18 protein-coding genes and 2 pseudogenes are annotated in these 24417 nt (G+C 60.4%); 8 read left to right on the top strand and 12 right to left on the bottom strand.

Going from position 1 to position 24417, the window contains the following annotated elements; translation table 11 throughout:
* Positions 1-145: 145 nt before the first annotated feature.
* From argE to RHM58_RS24290, 11 genes and pseudogenes are all read right to left on the bottom strand, one after another.
* Positions 146-1303, bottom strand: a complete 1158-nt coding sequence (gene argE, locus RHM58_RS24340) for an acetylornithine deacetylase (RefSeq protein WP_322268397.1) — start codon at positions 1301-1303, stop codon at positions 146-148.
* Positions 1300-2454 carry an NAD(P)/FAD-dependent oxidoreductase gene (locus RHM58_RS24335; RefSeq protein ID WP_322268396.1) on the bottom strand — a complete coding sequence of 385 codons (1155 nt, stop codon included), beginning with the start codon at positions 2452-2454 and terminating at the stop codon, positions 1300-1302. The genes argE and RHM58_RS24335 overlap by 4 nt, the downstream gene beginning before the upstream one ends.
* Positions 2451-3827 carry an NAD(P)/FAD-dependent oxidoreductase gene (locus tag RHM58_RS24330; RefSeq protein ID WP_201257149.1) on the bottom strand — a complete coding sequence of 459 codons (1377 nt, stop codon included), beginning with the start codon at positions 3825-3827 and terminating at the stop codon, positions 2451-2453. The genes RHM58_RS24335 and RHM58_RS24330 overlap by 4 nt, the downstream gene beginning before the upstream one ends.
* The gene (locus RHM58_RS24325; protein ID WP_099238503.1) at positions 3809-4117 is read right to left on the bottom strand and encodes a (2Fe-2S)-binding protein; all 309 of its coding nucleotides are present in this window, start codon (positions 4115-4117) and stop codon (positions 3809-3811) included. Before RHM58_RS24325 ends, RHM58_RS24330 begins: the two co-directional genes overlap by 19 nt.
* Positions 4114-5955 (bottom strand): ABC transporter ATP-binding protein, encoded by a 1842-nt coding sequence (locus RHM58_RS24320; protein WP_201257150.1) that lies wholly within the window; start codon positions 5953-5955, stop codon positions 4114-4116. The genes RHM58_RS24325 and RHM58_RS24320 overlap by 4 nt, the downstream gene beginning before the upstream one ends.
* Before the next feature lies 1 nt (position 5956).
* Positions 5957-6832, bottom strand: coding sequence for an ABC transporter permease (locus RHM58_RS24315; protein ID WP_201257151.1), 876 nt, complete (start codon positions 6830-6832; stop codon positions 5957-5959).
* Positions 6829-7785: an ABC transporter permease gene (locus tag RHM58_RS24310; RefSeq protein WP_201257152.1), complete on the bottom strand. Its 957-nt coding sequence runs from the start codon at positions 7783-7785 to the stop codon at positions 6829-6831. The genes RHM58_RS24315 and RHM58_RS24310 overlap by 4 nt, the downstream gene beginning before the upstream one ends.
* Before the next feature lie 55 nt (positions 7786-7840).
* Positions 7841-9478, bottom strand: coding sequence for an ABC transporter substrate-binding protein (locus tag RHM58_RS24305; RefSeq protein WP_201257153.1), 1638 nt, complete (start codon positions 9476-9478; stop codon positions 7841-7843).
* A gap of 83 nt (positions 9479-9561) precedes the next feature.
* Positions 9562-10837 (bottom strand): annotated as a pseudogene (locus tag RHM58_RS24300) (NAD(P)/FAD-dependent oxidoreductase).
* 43 nt (positions 10838-10880) lie between these two features.
* Positions 10881-11549, bottom strand: coding sequence for a haloacid dehalogenase type II (locus RHM58_RS24295; RefSeq protein ID WP_201257155.1), 669 nt, complete (start codon positions 11547-11549; stop codon positions 10881-10883).
* A gap of 505 nt (positions 11550-12054) precedes the next feature.
* Entirely contained in the window at positions 12055-13527 is a 1473-nt protein-coding gene (locus RHM58_RS24290; protein WP_201257156.1) for an aldehyde dehydrogenase family protein, read from the bottom strand.
* 241 nt (positions 13528-13768) lie between these two features.
* Here RHM58_RS24290 and RHM58_RS24285 point away from each other — a divergent pair, with 241 nt between their 5' ends.
* Positions 13769-14626 carry a GNAT family N-acetyltransferase gene (locus RHM58_RS24285; protein WP_201257157.1) on the top strand — a complete coding sequence of 286 codons (858 nt, stop codon included), beginning with the start codon at positions 13769-13771 and terminating at the stop codon, positions 14624-14626.
* A 41-nt stretch (positions 14627-14667) separates the two neighbouring features.
* Positions 14668-15375, top strand: a complete 708-nt coding sequence (locus RHM58_RS24280) for a cupin domain-containing protein (protein WP_322268395.1) — start codon at positions 14668-14670, stop codon at positions 15373-15375.
* On the opposite strand, the gene RHM58_RS24275 is transcribed toward RHM58_RS24280, so the two are convergent.
* A complete protein-coding gene (locus RHM58_RS24275) occupies positions 15368-16258 on the bottom strand; it encodes a LysR family transcriptional regulator (protein ID WP_201257159.1) in 891 nt (296 codons plus the stop codon). The two genes, RHM58_RS24280 and RHM58_RS24275, sit on opposite strands and share 8 nt — an antisense overlap.
* 91 nt (positions 16259-16349) lie before the next feature.
* On the opposite strand from RHM58_RS24275, the gene RHM58_RS24270 reads away from it, so the two are divergent.
* The 6 genes and pseudogenes from RHM58_RS24270 (at position 16350) to bcsB (ending at position 24410) form a co-directional block, all read left to right on the top strand.
* A complete protein-coding gene (locus tag RHM58_RS24270) occupies positions 16350-17327 on the top strand; it encodes an NAD-dependent epimerase/dehydratase family protein (RefSeq protein WP_201257160.1) in 978 nt (325 codons plus the stop codon).
* A 73-nt stretch (positions 17328-17400) separates the two neighbouring features.
* Positions 17401-18189, top strand: coding sequence for a transporter substrate-binding domain-containing protein (locus tag RHM58_RS24265; RefSeq protein ID WP_201257161.1), 789 nt, complete (start codon positions 17401-17403; stop codon positions 18187-18189).
* A 535-nt stretch (positions 18190-18724) separates the two neighbouring features.
* Complete coding sequence (locus RHM58_RS24260; protein ID WP_322268394.1) at positions 18725-19036, top strand: hypothetical protein; 312 nt, start codon at positions 18725-18727, stop codon at positions 19034-19036.
* Positions 19037-19058: 22 nt separating this feature from the next.
* Positions 19059-19892: a cellulose biosynthesis protein BcsQ gene (bcsQ, locus tag RHM58_RS24255; RefSeq protein WP_322268393.1), complete on the top strand. Its 834-nt coding sequence runs from the start codon at positions 19059-19061 to the stop codon at positions 19890-19892.
* Positions 19889-22119, top strand: a pseudogene (gene bcsA / locus RHM58_RS24250) (UDP-forming cellulose synthase catalytic subunit). Before bcsQ ends, bcsA begins: the two are co-directional and overlap by 4 nt.
* 41 nt (positions 22120-22160) lie before the next feature.
* On the top strand, positions 22161-24410 hold the full coding sequence (bcsB, locus tag RHM58_RS24245) for a cellulose biosynthesis cyclic di-GMP-binding regulatory protein BcsB (RefSeq protein WP_201257176.1): 2250 nt from the start codon (positions 22161-22163) through the stop codon (positions 24408-24410).
* The last annotated feature ends 7 nt before the right edge of the window (positions 24411-24417 follow it).

The following is a 24417-nucleotide window of genomic DNA, read 5'->3' as shown; positions in this document are numbered from 1 at the left end:
TTGCGGTGTAACGGCAGAATTGTGGCCCGTTAGAAAACACAAAACCCTGTGGGAGCGGGCTTGCTCGCGAAAGCGGTGTATCAGTCGACATCAATATCAACTGACACGACGCCTTCGCGAGCAAGCCCGCTCCCACAGGGGAACATCACTGCTTCAGGGAATGGAGCAGGCCTTCAAGAAACCGCTCCCCGGCTTCCATCTGGCTGATCTCGATAAACTCATCCGGCTTATGCGCCTGTTCAATCGAGCCCGGTCCGCAGACCACCACCGGCACATCCAGCCGCTGCTTGAACAATCCGCCTTCGGTGCCGAACGAAACCTTGGCGGTGCCGGTATCCGGCGCCGCGAAGTTTTTCAGAAAGCGCACCGCTTCAACGCTCGGATGCGTATCGAGGCCGGGATAAACGTTGAGGGTTTCAATTTCGATGGCGGCGACACTCGACAACAACCGGGCCTCGCGCACGATCACTTCCGCCCGCTCCTGCATTTGTTCCAAAAACTGATCCAGATTATCCGCCGGCAAATTGCGCACTTCGAAATCCAGGGTGCACAGGTTCGGCACAATGTTCAGCGCCCGACCGCCGCCAATCTGCCCGACATGCACGGTGCTGTAAGGCACGTCGTAGTCAGCATCCTGAGCGCCCTGCTCTTGCAGTTGCTGCTGGCTCTGACGCAGCGCCGCGATGAAATCGCAAGCCACGTGGATCGCATTGACCGAACGCGGTGCCAGCGACGAATGCGCCTCCAGCCCCCGGCAATAGGTGCGATACGAGCCCTTGCCCTTGTGCCCGAGCACGAATTGCATATTGGTCGGCTCACCGATCAAGCACAAAAACGGCCGCACCGGCGCCAAGTGCAACACGTCAAGCAAACGACGTACGCCAACGCAGCCGGTTTCTTCGTCATGGGACAGCGCCAGTTGCAGCGGCCGGCTCAGGGAATGGTCGGCGGCATCGAGCATCGCGTCGATGGCCAGGGCAATGAAGCCTTTCATGTCGCAACTCCCGCGCCCGTAAATCTTGCCGTCCTGCACCGTCGCCTGAAACGCCGGGACGGTCCAGGCCTGCCCGGCCGCCGGCACCACGTCGGTGTGCCCGGACAGCAGAATCCCCGGCAACGACTTCGGCCCGGTGCTGGCAAACAGGTTGGCCTTCTTCCCGGTTTCATCCTTGACGATCAGCGACTCGATGCCCTTGGTCAGCAGCAGGTCGCGCACATACTCGATCAGGGCCATGTTCGACTCCGAAGAGACGGTGTCGAACGCCATCAAACGTTTGAGAATATCCAGTACACGGGCTTTCATGAGGCCTTGCTCCGTTGCTCGGCTAAATGGGCGAACCGACGGATAGAGAACGGCTCAATCGAAGTGCTGGTGCTGCCGGTGCTGATCAGTTCGGCCATCACGTCGCCGACGCCGGGGCCGAGCTGGAAGCCGTGGCCGCAGAAGCCGAACGCGTAGAACAAGCCGTCGACCGTACCGCTTGGGCCCATGATCGGCAAGGAATCCGGCAGGTAACCTTCGATACCGCTCCAGACCCGGATGATGTTCAGGTTGCCGATGCCCGGCAGCAGACGGCGCATTTGCTCCATCTGGTTGAGTATGCTGCGCGGCTCAACGTAGGCCCGGCGATTGAGCATGTCCGGTTTGCTGCGGTAGCCGCCGCCGATGACGATGTTGCCGCGGGGGATCTGCCGGAAGTAGATCACTTCCTCGGGAATCTTGGTGTACACGCCGATTACCGTTGGCAAGGCGTAGGGCACCGGTTCGGTCACAGCCATTTGCGGGCCGTGGGTGTCGAGTGGCACCGGCTCGCCAAATTGCTGGGACAGCTTCTGCCCCCAGGCCCCGGCGGTAATCAGCAGTTGTGCGGCGTTGAACTGACGACCATCGGTGGTGGTGATATTGAACTCGCCGCCGACCTTCTGCACTTCGGCGACTTCGGTCTGTTCTTCAATCTGCGCGCCGAGTCGACGGGCAGCACGGGCAAACGCCGGGGCGGCCAGACGCGGGTTGGCGTGGCCATCGTGAGGCGCGTAGGAACCACCCTTCACGTCCGGCCCGAGGAACGGAAAGCGCTGATGCAACTCAGCGCCGCGATAGATTTTCAGGTCGAGTTGCGCCGCCTCAGGTGCAGCGGCATACGTCTCAAGCTCAGCGATTTCGTCTTCGCGATAACACACGCGCATGTGCCCGCTGGCGATGAATTCGAGGTCATCGTCGATCAGTTCCGGCAAGCGCTTCCACAGCGCCCAGGAACGGTTGGCCAGTTCCAGTTGCCCCAAATAGCGACCCTGACGCCGGACGTTGCCGAAGTTCACGCCGCTGGCGTACTGACCGATCTGGTCACGTTCCAGCAGGATCACCGACTGCCCGCGACGGCGCAGGAAAAACGCCGCCGCCGAGCCCATCAAGCCGCCGCCGACAATCACCACATCGGCTTTTTGAACGGTCATGGCGAGACCTCCTCGGTGAGTATCGAAAGGGGTTTGACCGGCGCCTGGCCACGTTGGCGGCCGACCTGTTGCACGCTGACTCCAGCGGCGGCGGCAATCACTTCGGCCCCAGCCTGGGAGCAATAACGGCCCTGACAACGGCCCATGCCGACTCGGCTAAAAGCTTTGGCCCGATTGACTTCGCAGGCGCCCTTCTCGCTGACCACCGCACGCAATTCACCGGCGCTGATCATCTCGCACCGGCAAACGATGGCGGTGTCGGGCAAGGCTTTGGCTTGCTCGGCAGGCCAGGGAAACGCCTGGGCCAGACCGAGGCGAAACTGGTCCATCACCGCCAATGCCTGGCGTTGTTCGTCGCGCAATCCGGCGTTGATGGGTTGATGCAGGTCTTCCAGCAGTGCCATGGCCGCCAGGCGTCCGGCGTGTTCAGCGGCGTCAGCACCGCGAATTTTCGAGCCGTCACCAGCGGCATACACGCCGCTGACCGAGGTCCGACCTTCTTCATCCACTGCCAGCCACCATTGGCCGGAGGCTTCATCGAAACGCATGCGACAACCAGCCAGATCGGCCAATTGGGTTTCCGGGCGCAGGTGGTACCCCAAAGCCACGGCATCACAATCCACATTCAACGTCTCGCCACGCGCAGTCAGTACCCGCACACCGCTGACGCCGGTCTCCGCATCGCCCTGCACTACCAGCGGTTTGATCCCCAGGTGCACCGGAATCTTCGCCCGATACAGCTGTGCCAACAGCTTCATCCCGGTGAACAGCAATCCGGGCCGCGCCAGCAGTTTTGGCAATGCGCCAATGCGCTTGCTGAACGGCGACGTGTCGAGCACCGCCGCCACCTTCGCGCCGGCCTTAACGTACTGGCTCGCGACCAGGTACAGCAACGGCCCACTGCCCATAAACACCACGCTGTGACCAATGGACACCGCTTGGGACTTGAGCGCAATTTGCGCCCCGCCGAGGCTGTAGGTGCCCGCCAACTGCCAGCCTTCAATCGGCATCAAGCGGTCGGTGGCGCCGGTGCAGAGGATCAGCGCGTCGTAATCCACCGTCGAATGTTTGCCCTGGCTGACGCAGCACAACTGCCCCGCTGTCAGGTTCCACACCAAGGTGTCGGGGCGGTAATCAATAGCACCGCGCAGGCGATCAAAACTTTCGTGCAGGTCCTGCGCCTTGCGTGCCTCGGTGCCGTACAGCGTGGCGTAATTACGGGTAAACCCTTGCGGTTGCCGACGGTAAATCTGCCCACCGTCCCGGCGATTTTCATCGATCAACATCGGTTTGAACCCCGCCGCCACCAGGGTTTCGGCACAGCGAATACCCGCCGGCCCGGCGCCCACAATGACTATCCGTGCAGTGGCCATGTCGCCTCCGGTTGTGTGGTGACGATGTCCAGCCCTTCGCGGACTTCATTGGAGCAGGCACGCAAACGCTCGCCGCTGCGGGTCCAGACCCAACAATCCTGACACGCGCCCATCAGGCAGAAACCGGCACGTCGCCCCGAATCAAATTCCGACTGGCGCAACGCATTGCCCTGGGTCAGCAACGCGACCATCAACGTATCGCCTTGCAACGCCTCGATGGCTGCGCCGTCCACCGTCAAACTGACGGTCGGCCGGCCCTGCTCGGCCAGTCTCACAAAACGCCCCTTCATGCATAGGCTCCCTGGGTCATGGTGATCAGATCCTGCTGGGTTTTCAGCAACTCGGCGCTGTCGTGGTGGCAGAGGATTTCACTGCCACCGTCGATGAGCCGACGGTTCGGCGCGGTGCGATTGCACAAGCCATCGACCCGAACCGGGCAGCGACTGAGGAAGGTACACAGCTCTGGCACGTTGGCTCGGGCGCCAATCGGCGGCAGCTCGCCACAGGTGGTGCCGCAGTTTTCCAGCCAGCCTTGGCGCAGTTCCGGCACGGAATGAATCAACAAATCGGTGTACGGATGAAACGGTGCCTGGGCAAACGACTGTCGGGAGCCGGCCTGAATCTTGTGGCCGCTGTACATCACCACAATGTCGTCGCACAGCGCCCGCACCGTGGAGATGTCATGACTGATGAACAGATAGGAAACCCCCAGTTGCTGACGCAGATCGCGCAGCAGTTCGAGAATCGCCGCGCCGACCACTGTGTCCAGCGCCGAGGTCACTTCATCGCAGAGAATCAAATCCGGTTTGGCCGCCAAGGCCCGAGCCAGGTTGACCCGTTGCTTTTGCCCGCCGGACAACTCATTTGGCCGCCGTTCTGCCAGGGTCCGAGGCAATCGCACCAAGTCCAGCAGTTCGTCGATACGTTCGCGCAACGCCGCACCTTTGAGCCCGAAATACATCTTCAGCGGACGGCTCAGAATGGTGCTGACGCTGTGCATCGGGTTGAGCGCCGTGTCGGCGTTCTGGAAGACCATTTGGATGCGGCGGAACTGTTCGTCAGTCCGCTCGGAGAGGCAGCCGCCCAACGGCTGGCCGTCAAAGGTCAATCCGCCGAGCGCCGGGGTCAGCAACCCTGCGACTACCCGCGCCAGGGTCGACTTGCCGGAACCCGACTCACCAATCACGCCGATAGCCTGGCCCCGGCGCACGGTCAGGTCGATGTCTTCGAGCACCCGAATCGCTGGCATGCCTTGCATGTTCTTGTTGCCGTAACCGGCAGTCAGGCCTTTGATGGTCAGCAGCGGTTCGTCTTCGGCGATGCCGCTGGGTGGACGAATCGTCGTGTCGGGCCGGGCCGCTGCCAGCAGGCTGCGGGTGTATTCGTGCGCTGGGGCCTTGAGCAGCGGCGCGGTAGCGCTCTGTTCGAAGATCTGGCCACCGTTAAGCACGACAATCTGGTCGGCCATCTGAGCAACAACCGCGAGGTCATGGGAGACATAAACCGCCGTCGCCCCACGTTCCCGCACCACGCGTTTAAAGGCACGGAGCACGTCGATCTGGGTGGTGACGTCGAGGGCAGTGGTCGGTTCGTCGAGCACCACCAGCAATGGATCGCTGATCAGCGCCATCGCCGCCATCACCCGTTGCAGTTGCCCGCCAGACACCTGATGCGGGTAGCGCTGGCCGATGTGATCCGGGTCCGGCAACGCCAGGTCGCGGAACAGTTCGATGGCTTTGGCTTCGAGTACCGCACGAGTACCGAGGCCATGAATCAACGCGCCCTCCACCACTTGATCGATCAGTTTCTTCGCCGGGTTGAAGGCCGCCGCCGCGCTTTGGGCGATGTACGACACCCGATTGCCGCGCAGGCCTTGCAGTTCCTTTTCACTCAGCGCCAGCATGTCGTGCTCGCCGACTTGCACCACGCCGCCGGACAACCGGCAACCGCGACGTGCATAGCCCAGCAGCGCCAATGCGATGGTGGTCTTGCCGGAACCGGACTCACCGATCAACGCCAGTACTTCACCTTTTTCCAGGGAAAAACTCACGCCTTTGACGATTTCCGTCTCGCCGCGCTCGCCACAGGCGACGACGCGCAGGTCTTCGACTCGAATCAATTCACTCATCTCAATGACCTCCCGTACGGCGACTACGTCGGGACGACAGTCTGTCGATAAACAGATTCACACCAATGGTCAGCGTGCCGATAGCCAGCGCCGGAATCACGATGGCCGGCGCGCCCTGGTTGAGGCCGCCGATGTTTTCCCGTACCAGCGAACCAAGGTCGGCATCCGGCGGTTGTACACCGAGGCCGAGGAAGCTCATGCCGCTGAGCAGCAAGACGATGAAGCCGAAACGCAGGCCGAGGTCAGTCAGCACCGGGTTGAGCATGTTCGGCAGGATTTCCACGCAAGCAATGTACAACCGGCGTTCGCCACGGGTGCGGGCGACTTGCACGTACTCCAGCGCTTCGATGTTCACCGCCATGCTGCGAGCAATACGGAACGCGCCGGGGGCGAAACTCAGGACTGCGGTGCAGATCAGCAACGTCACCGAGGAGCCAAACGCCGAGACCATGATCAGCGCCAACATCTTGCTCGGGATCGAGATAAAGGCATCCATCAAGCGACTGATCACTTCGTCCAGCCACTTCGGCGAAACCACCGACAGCAGCGCGCAACTGGTGCCCAGGCCACTGGCCAATATCGCCGCCACCAACGCCAGGCCCACGGTAAACCGCGCGCCAACCAACACCCGGCTGAGCATGTCGCGGCCCAGGTAATCGGTGCCAAACGGGTAAAGCGCACTGATGCTGTCGAAGACATTGTCAGAGACCACTTCACCCACCGGGTGCGGCGCCAGCCACGGACCGAAGATCGCCACCAGCAACCAGACCACACACATCGCTGCGCCGATCAGGCCCAGCCATGCCGGGCCATGGGACACCTTGCCAGCCGACAGGTCGGGGGTCTTGGGCGTCGATTTCACAATGAGATTGTTCATTGGTTTCTCAGCCTCGGATTGGACAGAATCGCGCACAGGTCGGCAATCAGCACCAACCCCAGGTACGCCGTGCAAAACAGCATGGTGCAAGCCTGGACCAGCGCCATGTCACGGTTGGTCACGGCATCGACCATCAGGCTGGCGATACCGGGATAGTTGAATATTGTTTCGACAATAACCACCCCGCCCAGCAGATACGAAAGGCTCAGGGCGATGGCGTTGGCTATCGGCCCGATCGCATTGGGCAAGGCATGGCGCAGCACGATACGCATCGGGCTGACGCCTTTTAGCCGGGCCATTTCCACGTAGGGGCTGTCGAGTTGATCGATGACTGCAGCGCGGGTCATGCGCGACATTTGCGCGACGATCACGCAGCACAGCGTCATCACCGGCAAAGCGTAGGTGCGCATGAATTGCCACGGCGAGGTGATGTCGCTGGCATAGGACAGCGCCGACAACCAACCGAGGTTTACCGCGAAAATCAGCACCGCCAGGGTCGCCACCAGAAACTCCGGAACCGCGACCATGGCCAGGGTGAAGAAGCTCAGAAAGCTGTCGATCCGCCCACCGCGGCCCATCGCCGAACCGATGCCCAACACCAGCGCCACCGGCACTGAGACCAGCGCCGTAGCGGCCGCCAGCATCAGCGTGTTCGGTACGCGGCCGGCCATCAGTTCGGTGACCGGCATCGCGTTGGACACCGACAAGCCCATGTCGCCGCTGAGCAGGTTCATCAGCCAGTGCAGGTAACGCAGCACACCGGGCTGGTCGAGCCCCAGTTTCAGGCGCAGCGCCGCCACTTGTTCCGGTGTGGCGAACTGCCCGAGCGATTGTTGCGCCGCGTCCCCCGGCAGTACCGCCGTGATCGCAAACACGACCATGGACACGATCAACAAGGTCACGATCGCGGCGCCCAGACGCCGGCCGATCAACCACAGTGTGTTGCTATTCATCGCCTACCCTCCTGCACTGTCCCTGACGTACTACCGACTGCCCATCAAGGCCCTATCAAGCGTCCAGCCAGACCTGCTCGGCGAACATGTAGCCCATGAAGCCACCCAGCGGATTGCTGCCGTAGCCTTTAATGCGCTGGTCGACGCCATCGATGTTGCTGATGAACACCGGCACGCCGATGCCACAGTGGTCGTGCACCAGGGTTTGCATGTCCGCGTACATCTTGCTGCGCTTGGCGTCATCGGTTTCACCGCGGGCGAGCATCAGCAACTGGTCGAACTGGTCGTTCTGCCAACCGGACTCGTTCCACGGCGCCTTCGACTGGAAGAACTGCGAGAACATCACGTCGGCGTTCGGCCGTGGGTTGATGTTGCCGAAGCTCAGCGGGTGCTTCATCCAGTGGTTGGACCAATAGCCGTCGCTCGGCAAGCGGTTGACGTCAAGCTTGAGCCCGGCCTGTTTCGCCGACTGCTGCAACAGCACCGCGATGTCCACCGAACCGGTGGCGGCTGGAGACGCGACCAGCGGCATGCTGATGCTTTCCATGCCGGCCTTCTTCAGCAGGAACTTGGCTTTCTCCGGGTCGTAGACGGTTTGCGGCAGGTCAGCGTTGTAGTAGCGCGAACCGGGGGCAATCGGATGGTCGTTACCGACCACGGCAAAGCCACGGAACACCGCGGATTTGATCTGCTCGCGGTCCATCAGGTGCTTCATCGCCTGAGTGAATTCCGCACTTTTACCCGGCATCTGGTCCTGGCGAATGATCAAGTCAGTGTAGTTGCCCGACGGCGCATCGACGACCCGGTGCTTGGCGCTGGCCTTGATCCGAGTGGTGGAACGCGGGTTGACCTCGTTGATCATGTGCACGTCGCCAGACAGCAGCGCGTTGACCCGTGACGCTTCGTCGCCAATGGCGATGAATTCGATCTCGTCGAGGTATGGCAGGCCCGGTTTCCAGTAGCCGGTGTTGCGCACAGCCACCGAACGCACGCCCGGTTTGAATTCCTTGACCTTGAACGGCCCGGTGCCGACGCCCGCATTAAAGTCGGTGGTGCCTTCGGGAACGATCAAAAGGTGCGACACGGCGAGGATCGACGGCAACTCGGCGTTCGGCGCGCTGAGGCGGATCTGCACTTCATTGGTGCCGGTGGCCTTAATCTCGACGAACTGCTCCATCAGCGGCATGACTTTGGAACCGGTCAGCGGGTCTTTGTGCCGCGACAGCGAGAACACCACGTCGGCGGCGCTAAGGGTTTTGCCGTTGTGGAAGGTCACGTCCTTGCGCAGGGTGATGGTCCACAGCGTCGCGTCGGTGTTATCGATGCGCTCGGCCAGTTCCAGTTGCGGCACCAGGTGCGGGTCAAAACGTGTCAGACCGTTGTAGAACATGTAGTGGCGTGCGTAGTCGGTGGACAGCGCGCCTTTGGCCGGATCGAGGGTGTCGGCGGTGGAGCTGGACATGCCGGCAACACGAATCCGCCCGCCGGGTTTGCCTTTGCCCGGGGTCGCGGCTTCGTCAGCGAACAGCTTGCCGGCGGCGCCGAACAGGCTGCCGGCGCCCACGGCGGCAACGCCCGCCACGCCGAGCATTTGCAGGGCGTTGCGGCGCGACATGCCGCGATTGAGGCCTTCGAACACGCGCATGCTGTCCTGGCCGGAGATCAGGGGTGAGTCGATCTTGTTGTCAGTCATATCAGTTGTACCTGTCGAGAAGGAGAAGGCTCCGGTTATCCGGGGCGTTGAAACGCAAACGACGGTGACGCCACAACATCAACTCAATGCAAATAGTCCTGGAAGCGGTAATAAGCGCCCACGAACGGCAGGAAGCCACGGCTTGCCGAAGTGTCCGGGGATCGCCGGCCAGTCGAGTTCACGCCAAGGGTTGGCCTCGACGTTGCCGGCCATCACCTCGGCCATGACCTGGCCCATGTGCACTGACATCTGCACCCCGTGGCCGCTGTAGCCCATGGAGTGATAAACCCCGCCGTGCTGGCCGGCCCGCGGCAAGCGGTCGGACGTCATGTCCACCAGTCCGCCCCAGCAGTAGTCGATTTTCACGTTGGTCAACTGCGGGAACATCTGCACCATCGCGGCTTGCAGCACCTTGCCGCTCTTGGCGTCGTTGACGCTGTCCGACATGGCAAACCGCGCACGGCCGCCGAACAGCAGGCGGTTGTCTGGAGTCAGGCGGAAGTAGTTACCGATCATGCGGCTGGTGACATAGGCACGACGGCCGGGCAGCAACTGCTCGATCAGCTCCTTTGAGAGCACTTCGGTGGCTATGACAAAACTGCCCACCGGCACGATCCGCCGCCGATACCAGCCCAAGCCACCGTGCTGACAGGCGCCGGTGGCCAGCAGTACTTGCCCGGCGTGCAACGAACCCTTGCTGGTGTTGACCTGATAGCCGCCGGCCTGGGCTTTCCAGTCCAGCACCGAGGTGCCTTGATGGACCAGCGCACCGTGACGCGCCGCCGCTTCGGCCAGCCCGACGCCGAAGCGTCCGACATGCATCTGCACACCGTTGCGTTGCAGCAAGCCACCATGGAACTGCGCCGAATTCACTTCGGCACGGGTCTGTTCGGCGGACAGCAATTCGACGTCGGCATCGACTTCCTTGCGAATCAACTCGCAGGTCCGTGCCAGGCCTTCGTAGTGCATCGGCTTGGCGGCCAACTTGAGCTTGCCGTTGCGGATCAGGTCGCAGGCGATCTGCTCCTGTTCCACCAGCGTCACCACGCTCTGCACTGCGCTTTCGTAGGCCTGGTAATAGGCCCGCGCTTTATCGGCACCGAGGCTGGCGCTGAGGCCGGCGTAATCCTGGGCCACCCCGGTGTTGCACTGCCCTCCGTTGCGCCCCGAGGCTTCGCCGATCACTCGCCCGGCTTCGATCACCACCACACTGGCGCCCTTCAAGGCCAACGCCCGAGCCGCCGCCAACCCGGTGAAACCGCCACCGACGATGGCCACGTCGACCTGCCCGGGCAATGCGCCGAGCTGTGCACCGGTGAAGGCCGGTGCGGTGTCGAGCCAGTAGGATTCACTGCCCATGTCTATCCGCCTATGCCAGGAAAAGTGCCGTTACCGTTGCGACTCAGAGCCCGACCAACGCAGCCAGACCGCCGATATCGGTGATCTGCTGGTAGCCGTAGAACGCGTTGCCCGGCACTTCATGGCCACGGGCGACGAAAGCCTTGTTCTTGATCTTCATGTCGTGGGCCGGCATCAGGTCGTAACGGAAGCTGGAGGACACATGCAAGATGTCTTCCGGGCCGCAGTTGAGGTTGTCGAGCATGTACTCGAACGCGGCCAGACGCGGCTTGTAGGCTTGGGCCTGTTCGGCGGTGAAGACCTTGTGGAACGGCGCGCCGAGCTTGTCGACGTTGGACATGATCTGGCTGTCGCTGGCGTTGGAAAAAATCACCAGGGGGATCTTGTCGGCGATTTTCGACAGGCCCGCCGGTACGTCCGGGTGCGGGCCCCAGGTCGGGACGGCGTCGTAATACAGCTGACCTTCGTCGCGGTATTCGATGCCCCAACGTTTGCAGGTCCGCGCCAGGGCGGTCTTGAGAATTTCGTCGTAAGGCATCCAGTCACCCATGACCTGGTCCAGGCGATAGGCCGAGAAATCCTTGACGAATTGGTCCATCTGCTCCGCCGGGACGCGCTCAGCGAAGATCTCGCGGGTCATCGTGCCCATGTGGAAGTTGGTCAGCGTACCGTAGCAGTCGAACGTAATGAATTTGGGGCGAAGGAAGCTCATTGAGTGCGGTCCTGAAGTTCGTTGAGGTCATGGCGCGACAAGCATTCGCTTCGGTTTCGAAGCGGTGATGCAACGCTGCAGCACACCGTCATTACAACACCGTGAAATCAGCAGATGGCGTTAAAAGCGACCTCCGCTCGATACAAACCACCGTTTTAGCCGTCCCCCTCAGCAGACTTTGCGGCCCGCTCCAGCCTTGGGCAAACCCCGTATTTGTGCGCTCTTATGGACCTTTATAGCCCTGTGCGGCCTGCATGTGCCGCCATTGGCCGCAGAAACTGCGCCGGGGTGAATGAAAACGGGCGCTTCCCTGAGGAAGCGCCCGTTTGGGTGCTGATTGAAGATCCGGAAGTTGCCGAGAACCTGTGGGAGCGGGCTTGCTCGCGAAGAGGGAGTGTCAGTCGACATCAATGCTGGCTGATGCACCGCTTTCGCGAGCGAGCCCGCTCCCACATTTGTCCGGCGTGAAGCCCAATCCTCGCAGACAAAACCGATCCACTGTGGGTTATTGGAGGATGTCGATCAGCACGCTTTTAAAGCGCAGGTTGGCTTCGAACGCTTCGCGGCCCAGGTCCTTGCCGATGCCTGAGCGTTTGTAGCCGCCAGTCGGCAGGATGTAGTCGTTACTGCGGCCATAACGGTTGACCCAGACTGTGCCTGCTTCCAACTTGCGGACCAGGCGCAAGGCGCGATTGATGTCGGCAGTGTGCACACCCGCCGCCAAGCCATAAGTCGCGTGGGCAGCCAGGCTCAGCGCCTGTTCTTCGTCATCGAATGCCTGCACGGTCAGCACCGGGCCGAAGATTTCCTCGCAGACTGCCGGGTTTTCATTATCGAGGCCGGCCAGCAGCGTCGGCTGGTAATAAGCACCGCCCAAACCTTCAAACAATCCGCCACCGGTCAGCACTTCAGCCCCGGCCTGGCGCGAACGCTGGACGATGCCGTCAATACGACTGGCCTGAAGCCGGGAAATGATCGGCGACAGCGTGCTTTCCGGCGACCAGGTCGGGCCAGGACGCAGCTCCTCGAAGTACGCCTGCAAGTGCGCAACAAACGGTTCCATGATCGAACGCTGAATCAGCAGCCGCGAACCGGACACGCAAACCTGTCCGGCATTACCGGTAATTGCCAGTGCCACGGTGCGCGCGGTTTTGGCGATGTCCGGGATATCGGCGAACACCAGTTGCGGACTCTTGCCGCCAAGTTCCAGGGTCACCGGTTTCGGCCCCACCAGCGCGCAGGTCGACATGATGCTCGACCCGGTGGCGGTGGAGCCGGTAAAGGTCACCTTGCCCACACGCGGGTGGCGGCACAAGGCATCGCCGGTGGTGCGACCATCGCCCTGAACCACGTTGAAAATCCCCGCCGGAATACCCGCCTGCAACGCCAGTTCGGCAAAGCGCAGGCTGGAGAACGGTGTCAGTTCCGATGGTTTGAGCACCACGGCATTTCCTGCGGCCAGCGCCGGGGCGACTTTCCAGGAGGCCATGCTCAACGGAAAATTCCACGGCGCGATGGCCGCGATCACGCCGTAAGGTTCGGCGATCTGCATGCCCAGGCGATCGGTCTGGGTCGCGGCGACCTGGCCGCCGTGCTTGTCTGCCAGTTCGGCAAAGAAACGAATGCCTTCGGCGACATAGGGAATGTCCCACGCGATCACATCTTTATGCGGACGGGTCGAGCCGACGGCTTCAAGCGGTGCAAGGATCTCGGCATCTGCTTCGATCAGATCGGCCCAACGGCGCATAACCCGCGCGCGCTCCCGTGGTGGACGGCTGGCCCAATCGCTGCGGTTGAACGCCTGCCAGGCATCGTTGACCGCCTCGTCCACCAGATTGGCATCGGCAATCGGCAACCCGGCATACACCTGTCCATCCGAGGGCCGCACCACTTCCAGTCCCGGTTGAGCGTCGCGGTATTTTCCGCCGATAAAGTGAGCGCTGCGCACAGCGATAAAACGAGGATCGAAGCTATCCATGGAGCACTCCAAAAAAGGATCGGCGGGGCGTTTACTCAGGCCTCCATCGTAGAAAAAAGCCCAAGCATTTGCTGCCGACCTTGCGGTGCAATTAAGTAGTAAGTGTGGTCTTGTGGGCTCTGCCTCGCGGAATCTGCCGAATGTTCCAAGGCCCCTTGTCAGGCCTTCGTACAGATGGGATACAGGCACCATCACGCCGGAAAACCGGCCGTTCGCGCACACTGTTCAACGGAGACTCGCCATGTCCGCCCCGCAACCTTCTGCTTATCTTTATCGCCCGATGACCGAGGCCGATCTCCCGGCAGCGCATGCCTTGTCCGTGCAGTTGAAGTGGCCCCATCGGCTGGACGACTGGGCCATGGTGCTGCGCATCAGCGACGGCTTTGTGGCACTGGATGGCGAGCGTTTGATCGGCACGGCGTTCGCCTGCCCACAAGGCGATTTCGCGACCATCGGTTTGGTGATTGTCAGCGATGATTATCAAGGCAAGGGCGTCGGTCGCAAGCTGATGGAACTGGCGCTTGAGGCGTGCCAATCGCGCACGCCAATCTTGAATGCGACCCTCGCCGGTGCGCCGCTTTATGTCAGTCAGGGTTTTGTCGAGTTTGGGCGGATTCAGCAGTGTCAGGGCTTGGCCCAAGCTCCAATCCCTGCGCCGCTGGCCGACGGAGAAGAATGTCGGCCGCTGCGAGAGACCGACAAGCCTCGTGTGCTGGAACTGGCTAACGCCGGTACCGGACTGGACCGTCATGCAGTGCTCACCGATCTGTTTGATGTCGTCGAGCATTCGGTCGTTATCGAGCGCGGCGGTCAAGTGCGCGCCTTCGCCATACTCCGCCCCTACGGCCGTGGCCGCGGGATTGGCCCGGTAGTCGCAGAAAACCTCGAACAGGCGCAACACCTTATTGCCGTATTGCTGGCTCAAGTGCCGGACACCTTTGTGCGCATCGACATTCCATCGGACTGCGGTTTGAGCGACTGGCTGGCAGACGCCGGCCTCAAGCAAGTCGACACCGTGGCACAAATGGCTCGCGGCACACCGCCGCAAGCGGCCAACGGCGTGCGCCAGTTTGCACTGGTGACCCAAGCCATCGGCTGACGGACTACCTGACACCTTCATTTACACGGAGCATCACCCGTATGTCCCAACCTACCGTTCTGCTGTTGGCTCGCGCCGACGGCAGCCGCGTTGCCACGCCTTTCAAAACCCTGCCATTGAATGCGGCCGATCCGTTTATGGATACCCGCCAGATCGCCTGGTCCGGGGCAGATGGTGTATCTGCCGGTATCGTCGACGCAGGCGAAGTCGTTGATATCGAGGATTTCCCGCACACCGAAGTGATCGTGGTGCATGCCGGCCACGTGAAGCTGATAACCCAGGAGCAGACATTGGAACTGGGGGTTGGCGCCAGCGCAGTGATCGGTCGCGGGACCACCTTGCGGATTGAAGCGCACGCCGGCACACAATGGGCCTTTTGTGCCATGAGCACCGAAACACCGACTCCCGGCCTGACCTTTCTCGATCCGCTGGCGATGCTCTCGCCTTCCGCCGCGCCCGAACCGCAAATCCTGATCGGCCCAGCGCCGCAATGCCGGTCGCGCAATGCTTTCGAAGACGCGGCAACCGATCTGCGCGTGGGGGTCTGGGATTCGACGCCTTACGAACGCCACGGCCGGGCGCACAAGCTCAATGAACTGATGCACTTGATCGAAGGCAGCGTGACGCTACTCGCACCCGCCGGATCCAGCGTGACGGTCAGCACCGGCGACAGTGTGTTCGTGCCGCAAGGTGCGCCGTGCGCCTGGAAAAGCACGCGGTATGTGCGCAAGGTGTATGCCGTTAAATAGCGGTATGCCCCAGCAAACACTGAACCAAGGCATCGAAGACCACTTTGCAGCGCGGACTGTTGCGCAGGTCTTCATGCATGGTGACCCAGGCTTCCAGGTGGAAGGGGAAGTGCTCGGGTAATACCCGCACCAGGCGGGTGTCGCGTTTGGCCAGTGCCGACTGGCAAAATCCAATGCCCGCGCCCGCGCGGATCAGGGCGAGCTGGGCCAGGTCGCTGTCGGCGCGCAGTGAAAGCCCTTCACGCGTCCAGCCTGGCGCATGCTTGCTGGCAGCGCGCACGAACGGTGTTTCAGTATCGAAACCGATCAACGTGTGCCGCGCCAGGTCCGCCGGCATCGCCGGCGTGCCCTCGCGGCTCAGGTAATCGGCGCGCGCATAGAGCCCGACCTCGATATTGCCGACGCTGCGCGCAATCAGTTGCTCCTGTTTCGGTGGGGTCATGCGCACCGCGATGTCAGCCTCGCGCTGCAACAAATCCTGCACGCGGTTGGTAGCGACCAGTTCAATCGTCAGTTGCGGATACGCCTGGCGCAGTTGGGCCAAAGCAGATGGCAGCACCTCCACGGCAATCACTTCGCTGGCGGTAATACGCACCGTGCCGCCCGTGGTTTGCCCCTGCCCGGCCATCGCTCGCTCCAGGGCGGCCGCATTGCTGTGCATGGCTTCGGCGTAAGTGCGCAGGGTCTGCGCCGCCTCGGTGGGCATCAACCCGGTCCTTGACCGGGTGAACAGGGTTTGTTTGAACGACGCTTCCAGCTCGGCGATGTGCCGGCCCACGGTCGGCTGAGTAATGCCCAGCGCACGGGCAGCAGCCGACAGCGAGCCGTGGCTCAGCACCGCCAGAAAGCTTCGATAGAGTTCCCAACCGATATTTTTAGTCATACATAAATGTATAGCTAGTACAGAGAATTCGGCAATTTCTTTCATCACGCCCGCGCAGCAGAATCGACTCTCAACTTTGGGAGTTCCTGAAATGACGCTGAGCAATAAGGTTTTGGTACTGGGCGCAACGGGCGGCATCGGCGGCGAAGTGGCGCGTCAGTTGCGCGACGCTGGATGGCAAGTCCAGGCCTTGCAGCGCGGGCTCACGCAGAGCAGCGAAACTCGCGAAGGCATCCTTTATCTGCGAGGCGATGCAATGAATCGCGCGGACGTAATGCACGCCGCGCAGGGTTGCAGCGTGCTGGTCCACGCGGTCAATCCGCCGGGCTATCGTCGCTGGAATGAATGGGTGCTGCCGATGATCGACAACACCATCGCCGCGGCCCAGAAAGAAGGCGCAACCATTGTCTTGCCCGGCACGGTCTACAACTACGGCCCGGACGCTTTCCCGCTGTTGACCGAAGACGCTGCGCAGCGGCCACTGACCCGCAAAGGCAAGATCCGCGTGCAACTCGAACAGCGATTGCACGCCGCGACGCAGCAAGGTGCGCGGGCAATTGTGTTGCGGGCCGGGGATTTCTTTGGTCCGCAGTCCGGCAACAACTGGTTTTCCATGGGCCTGATCAAGCCTGGGCAAGCAGTAAAACACATCAACTTGCCGGGTGATCCTGGCGTCGGTCATCAGTGGAATTATCTGCCGGATGTCGCGCAGACCATGGTGCAACTGCTAAACGTTCGGGAAGGTCTTGCGCCCTTCTCGACCTTCCACATGGCCGGGCATTGGGACGCCGATGGCAGGCAAATGGCCGCAGCCATTGCCCGGTGCGTCGAACAGGCTGGCGGGCACGCCAAACAACGTGCCTTCCCGTGGTGGCTGACGCGTCTGGCCTCCCCCTTCATGGTCACCCTGCGGGAATTGATGGAGATGCGTTACCTGTGGCAACAACCGCTGCGCATGGACAACCGTCGCCTGCTGGCCGTGCTCGGAACAGAACCCCACACGCCGTTGGCTCAAGCGGTTGAAGCCACGTTGAAGGGATTGGGATGTCTTCCTCAGACTGATCGTTGAAGCAACAAACGACAGTCGGTTTCAGCGATACTCGGCGCACCTCTCATAGGATTTGAAAGTGAGCGCCGACCATATGAATAACAAACCACACGCCCTGCTCCTCTGTGGATTGCTCGCCCTGCCCTGGGGCGTGCAAGCACAGGAAACGCCTTCGCATCTGGACAGCGTCATGCAGCAAGGTCTGCTGACGGTCTGCACCACCGGCGACTACAAGCCCTACACCTACAAAAATGAAAACGGCGAGTACGAAGGCATCGACATCGCGATGGCCCGCTCCCTGGCCGACAGCCTCGGGGCCAAGGTTAATTGGGTACAGACCACCTGGAAAACCCTGATGCCCGACCTGCTCGCGGGCAAATGCGACATCGCGATGGGCGGGATTTCGGTGACGCTGGAACGGCAGAAAAAGGCCTATTTCAGTAGCACTCTGGATGTCGATGGCAAGGTTCCATTGGTGCGCTGTGAAGATCAGGCGCGTTACCAGACCATCGAGCAAATCAACCAGCCGTCGGTGCGGTTGATCGAGCCGGCGGGCGGCACCAATGAGGCGTTCGTGCATGCCTTCCTGCCCAAGGCGCAGCTGATGCTTCACGACAATGTGACGCTGTTCCAGGCGCTGCTGGACAAGAAGGCTGACGTGATGATCACTGATGCTTCAGAGGCGCTCTATCAGCAGAAACTCAAACCCGGGCTCTGCGCGGTCAACCCAGGCCACTACTTCCAGTACGGCGAAAAAGCCTATTTGCTGCCACGCGACGACATTACCTGGAAGCAATACGTCGATCAGTGGCTGCACCTGACCAAGGTTACCGGAAACTATCAGAAAGTTGTCGGTGAATGGCTGGCATCACCTGAACAATAATGGTGAAAGCAACTAGTTGTTGACTCAAAGACTAAACAGCAACGCAACCGCCCGGACGACAAGACGGGCGTGTTGCACTCGCTCCCCGCAAAACAATAGAAGATTTGCGGCCGCCAGCCCAATAACAAACCCCGCCCCTATCAAACCCCACATTTCAATAGATACGCATCCATCACAAAACCAACTACCCAGTACTTCTCGCACATATAAAACCCTCACCACCCGTCATTCCTTCAGGGAAGCTCATTTAATTCAGCGCACTCATCTATTGACGGAATAAAACTTCCAACCCCTAAATAGCTTCCACAGTACAGCGTCTAGCACAAGGCCTACAGGCTCATCATCGATAGCCTCCGCTGTATCAAAAACTTCAGCATCGGACGACCCACAACTATCTCTGACATTTTATAACAATCATTGACACCCAGACACAGACACCAGAAGATGGCGCCATAACGCCATCAACCAAAAAGCAGCCGCCTCGTCAGGTTAACGAACTCTGAGTTCCTGAATTATTTCATTCCCGGTATAACGCATGAAATATGTAGACGACGTGACTAAACTTTTTGAAAGTTTCGGTGAGACTGCGGGTAGTTACCAGGAAATACAACCCAGCTACAAAAATTTCAAAGATGGCTTGACCCCACTTGCAACATCCATGATTGAGCAAGACTTCACCGAGGCGTTGCCCCAAGCAACTACCGCAGTGTTTCTGCTTGATGCACCCACCCCCTTTATTACTGATTGGCCCGCACATGGAACGTGCAACAAACATTGTCACTTCGTTACCTTCACCCGTGACGGCCCCCTTGCCGAACGAGGCAACGACGGCCTCCACACCGGGTGACAACCAACGCTTGAGCGAACTCTTGCGCGAACTGAACCAGATTCGCAGAGACGGTCTGCCAATGCCCCGCAAGCAGACCAAAGCAAAGGTCATTGCTATCGTTTCTGCAAACGGCGGTGTGGGTAAAAGCACTGTCGCTGCCGGGCTGGCAAAAGCACTAGGGCACCCTGGCGGGCGAACCATCGCGATTGACCTCGATCCTCAAAACGCCCTGGCCAGTCACTTGAGCGCCATTAAACAGGGGCCTGGGCTGATCCAGCTGAAACAGCCCGACGCCGACTGGAGCGCCCATTGTCTGCCTGGCTATTGCGACAGCGAGTACCTGCCCTTTGGGGCTGGCAGCGCAAACGATCGCAGGTCGCTCAAGCTGCAGATGTTCGAGGATTCTGACTGGCTGAATCAGCACCTTGTGTCGATGAATCTCAGTGAAAACGATACCGTGATCCTGGACACGCCTTCAGGTGCGAACGTCTATTCGCAACAGGCATTGGATGCTGCCGATCTGGTGTTGGTCATCACGGTGGCCGATGCGGCCTCCTACCTGGCGCTCGATACCATGGCGCAGTGGCTTGAAACCAGCAGAAGACGTGCGCAACAGCACCGGTATGTGCTCAACCAACAGGAGGGTTCCCGTTCGTTCAGCCGGGACATGAGCCTGCTGTTTCAGCGGCGCCTCGGCAGTGATCTGATCAGCACGATTCGTCTCGATCACCAGCTCAACGAATCGTTGGCTTATAACCGCGACCCGCTGCAGTTCTCACCGGATTGCATTGGCTGTCAGGACATATTTTCGCTCGCGCGCATGGTTCGCGCCTTGCTTGCGCCGGATCTAGCCGACGGGCAGCTCGCGCCATGACGGCCCAGCTCAATGTGCGTCCCGCGCAGACCTGGCGGTTGCAGGGGCTACTGGAAACATTCCACGCTCGATTCAGCCGATGGCCCAAGCGCTGTCGCCAGGGCCTGAAAATTTCGGCCGGGCTGATGGCAGCATTGTTGCTGCTGGGCATCCTTACCGCCCCCTTGATCTGTATTCCCAGGCTGCGTTCGCCGCGGTGTGTTTCACCGTGAGCCTGATCATCCGCAAACACGCCGGGCGATTAGCGATCCTGACCCTGATCACCCTCTCGTTGATTGCATCGTTACGCTATATGTACTGGCGCCTGACCGACACCCTGGATTTTGACAGTTGGCTGGATGCCGTATTTGGCTACGGGTTGGTGCTGGCCGAGCTGTACGCCTTGCTCGTCCTGGTATTTGGCTATGTCCAGACAGCCTGGCCGCTGCACCGCAAGCCACAGATTTTGCAGCAGGCGCCCGATCAATGGCCGACGGTAGACATCTTTATACCCACGTATAACGAAGCCTTGAGCATCGTCAAACTGGTCGTGCTCGCCTCCCAATCCATCGACTGGCCAGAGGCCAAGTTGCGGGTGCATGTCCTCGATGACGGACGTCGGGAGGAGTTCAGGGTTTTCTGCGAGCAGATCGGTGTCAACTACATCACCCGCGACAACAATCAGCATGCCAAGGCCGGTAACCTCAACGAAGCGCTGAAAGTTACCGATGGCGAGTTCATCGCCATATTTGACGCTGACCACGTTCCCACCCGCTCCTTTTTGCAAGTTTCCATGGGCTGGTTTTTCAAGGATCCGAACCTGGCATTGTTGCAAACACCGCATTTTTTCTATTCACCCGATCCATTCGAAAAAAACCTCGATACATTTCGATCGGTCCCCAACGAAGGTGAGTTGTTCTACGGCCTGGTGCAGGATGGCAACGACCTTTGGAACGCGACATTCTTCTGTGGCTCCTGCGCGGTCATGCGACGCACTCATCTACTGGAAGTCGGCGGTATCGCCACAGAAACCGTGACAGAGGATGCGCACACTGCGCTCAAGCTCAATCGCCGGGGCTTCAATACCGCCTATCTCGCTATTCCGCAGGCGGCGGGTCTTGCCACGGAAAACCTTTCTCGCCACATCAGTCAGCGCATACGCTGGGCGCGGGGCATGGCGCAGATTTTTCGCACCGACAACCCGCTGCTTGGCAAAGGCCTGAACCTGGGCCAGCGCATTTGTTACCTCAACGCCATGATGCATTTTTTCTACAGCCTGCCTCGCCTGGTGTTCTTGACCGCACCTTTGGCCTATCTGATTTTCGGCGCGCAGATTTTCCACGCCTCCGCGTTGATGGTGACGGTCTATGTGCTGCCACATATTTTTCATTCCAGCCTGACCAACTCCAGCATCCAGGGACGCTTTCGTCATTCCTTCTGGAACGAAGTCTATGAGTCGGTTTTGGCCTGGTACATCATGCGGCCCGTGCTGTTCGCCCTGATCAACCCTTCGCTGGGGACCTTCAACGTGACCGATAAGGGTGGCACCACCGAAAAGGAATATTTCGACTGGAAGCTCGCGCGGCCCTACATCGTTTTGCTGACCTTAAACATGCTTGGCCTGGCAATCGGTTCGGTGAAACTGATCGGGGGTGATGGCGCCGAGGTCGCTACCCTGATGATCAATCTGGTCTGGACTCTCTACAACATCATCATCGTCAGCACCGCTGTAGCGGTCGCCAGTGAGTCCTCCCAGATACGCTCCGAACCCAGGGTGCCCGCCGATCTTCCCGTGCGCGTCCACCGTCAAGATGGCACGTGGTTCGATTGCACAACCCAGAATTTCTCGCAGAAAGGCGTTGGTCTCAACCTGCCAGACGACACTCGACTCTGTCCCGATGAGTCGCTGCAACTCAGCATTCTGTGTACACCGCCCTCAAGCCTCTTTCCTGCAACTGCGATGTTCAACCACGGCAATGTGGCAGGCGTGCAATTCGATGCCATGCCGCTGCGCCTGCAAAGCGAACTGGTGCGACTCACGTTTTCACGGGCCGATACCTGGGCCAGCTCTTGGGGTAACGGCCGTCTCGACGCCCCGATGTCGGCGCTGCGGGAAGTCAGCCGCATCGGCCTGCGCGCCATTCTCGGCTTGTTCATGGCCACCCTTAAAGACGGCCAGGCGCTGCTGCGCAAGCGTTCGAACACACCATCACCTATCGACTCTACTGCGGAAATGCACCGATCTTGAACCGCTCCTCTCGCCAGACCTCTACCCCTCGCCGCTCACTCATGTTTATCGCCTGCACCCTATTGGGCTGGAGCGATGTGGCCTTGAGTGTTGTCACCCAAACCAGCACCACAACGGCGACGATCACACCGCAGCCTCTGACCGATGCGGCGACCAGCCGCTATACCCGCACGCTCAAGGAATTGGGCAAGAACTATTCGATGAGTCTCAAGGGTGTGGAGGCAACGGACAGCGTGAACTTCGATGTGCGCGCCGATGAAGTCGTCACGGCGGCGCAGGTCACGCTGCAATACAGCTACTCGCCGGCACTGCTGGCCGACCTTTCGCAGATCAACGTGCTGGTTAACGATCAGGTAGCCGCCAGCCTGCCCCTGCCCAAGGAAGAGGCCGGCAGGTCGCAGACCCGGACCGTGCAGATCCCGCCGCAGATGATTACCGAATTCAATCGGCTCAGCCTGCAATTCATCGGTCACTACACGATGCAATGCGAAGACCCTTTGCACTCCAGTCTGTGGGCCAGGATCGACAACGCCAGCCAGTTGAGCCTCCAAGTGTCTTCGGTGCCACAGCCCAATGATCTGTCCGCGCTGCCACTGCCCTTGTTCGATCCACGAGACGCGTTGCCCTTAAAGCTGCCGTTCGTGTTTATCTCACAGCCTGGTACAGCCGAACTGGAAGCCGCCGGTATCCTGTCCTCCTGGTTTGGCGCCCTGGCCAGCTATCGTGGCGCGAACTTCCCCGTCAATCTTACCCAGCTACCGCCCACGGGCAACGCCGTGGTGTTTGTCAGCAGTAACGAATCAGCGACGTTGAGTGGTCTCAAGATCAAAGAGGTCGCGGGTCCGAGATTGACGATCATCAGCAACCCGAATGACCCTCAAGGTAAGCTTCTGGTCGTTTCCGGGCGTGATGGCGCCGATCTGAAAATCGCCGCAACAGCACTGGCGCTCGGCGGATCAGCCTTTTCCGGACAAAGCGTGGCGATTGATCGCATCGACTCGATCAAGCCACGCCAGCCTTACGATGCGCCCAACTGGCTGCCCTCTGATCGCCCGGTTCGTCTGGGTGAACTGGCGAAGGCTGCCGAACTCAACGTGTCGGGCTATAACCCGGGGCAAATGACGGTTGCCCTGCGTTTGCCACCGGACCTGTTCAACTGGCGTGAGCCTGGTGCGCAGCTTGATTTGAAGTACCGATACACACCCCAACCGATTGCCACCAACTCTTCGTTACTTGTCAGCTTCAACGACACTTTGATCAAGTCGATCGAACTCCCCTCCATCGAGAAACTCGGCAATAGCGACAGCCTGCTGGCGATGCTCAAAACCGACGACAGCCTGGCCCGCACATCGCGCATGCTTTTACCGCTCAATTCGGTAGCCCTGCAATCGCGCCTGCAATTGCGCTTTATGTATGACTACATCAAGCAGGGCGATTGCCGCGACATCATTATCGACAACATGCGCGGTGCGATCGATCCGGACTCGACGCTGGACCTCAGCCATTACGACCACTTTATGGCCATGCCCAATCTCGGTGTGTTCAAGGACAGCGGTTTTCCGTTCACACGCATGGCCGATCTTTCCGAAACCTCGGTGATTTTACCCAATGATCCGGGCCCGGCCGACCTCAGCACCTACCTGACCCTGCTCGGTCGCTTCGGCGACTCCACCGGATACCCGGCCACGGGCCTGAAAGTGGTCCACGCCGACCAACTGGCCGAGCAACGCGATCGGGATTTACTGGTCCTCGCGTCAGGCAATAACCAGCCGCTGCTGGAGCAATGGCAGAGTTTTCTGCCGGCCAGGGCCGAAGGGGATGAGCAGTACGTCGAGCTGTCCGACCTGTCCTTGCGCGTGCGCAACTGGTTCAGCCCGGATACGCAAATCAATGTGCGCAAGGCGCGCAACAGCCTCAGGTTCTCCGCCGAAGACGGCGGTGCTTATCTGACGGGATTCGAATCGCCACTCAAGAGTGGGCGCAGTGTGGTGTTTATCGCCAGCGCAAGGCCCAGTGGCCTCGCCGATGTGACCGATGCCTTGCTCAGCAGCGAGGCAAACACCCACGCACTGCAAGGCAGTCTGGTGGTGATCAAAGGCAAGCACGTTGAATCGCTGGTCGCCGAACAGGATTACTACGTCGGGCGATTGGGGCCGTTGCGTTTTGTGCAGTGGTATCTCTCGCAAAACGTATTGGCGCTCACACTGGTCACACTTATCGGAGTCCTGCTGTTGGCCTCGTTGGCCTACCTGTCCCTGCGCATGCGGGCCAAGCGTCGTCTTGGTCAGTAAGCCGCGC

Source organism: Pseudomonas sp. 10S4 (assembly GCF_034344865.1).
Lineage (GTDB): Bacteria > Pseudomonadota > Gammaproteobacteria > Pseudomonadales > Pseudomonadaceae > Aquipseudomonas.
Note: the sequence above shows the minus strand (reverse complement) of the source record. Positions and strands in the feature narration are given on the sequence as shown.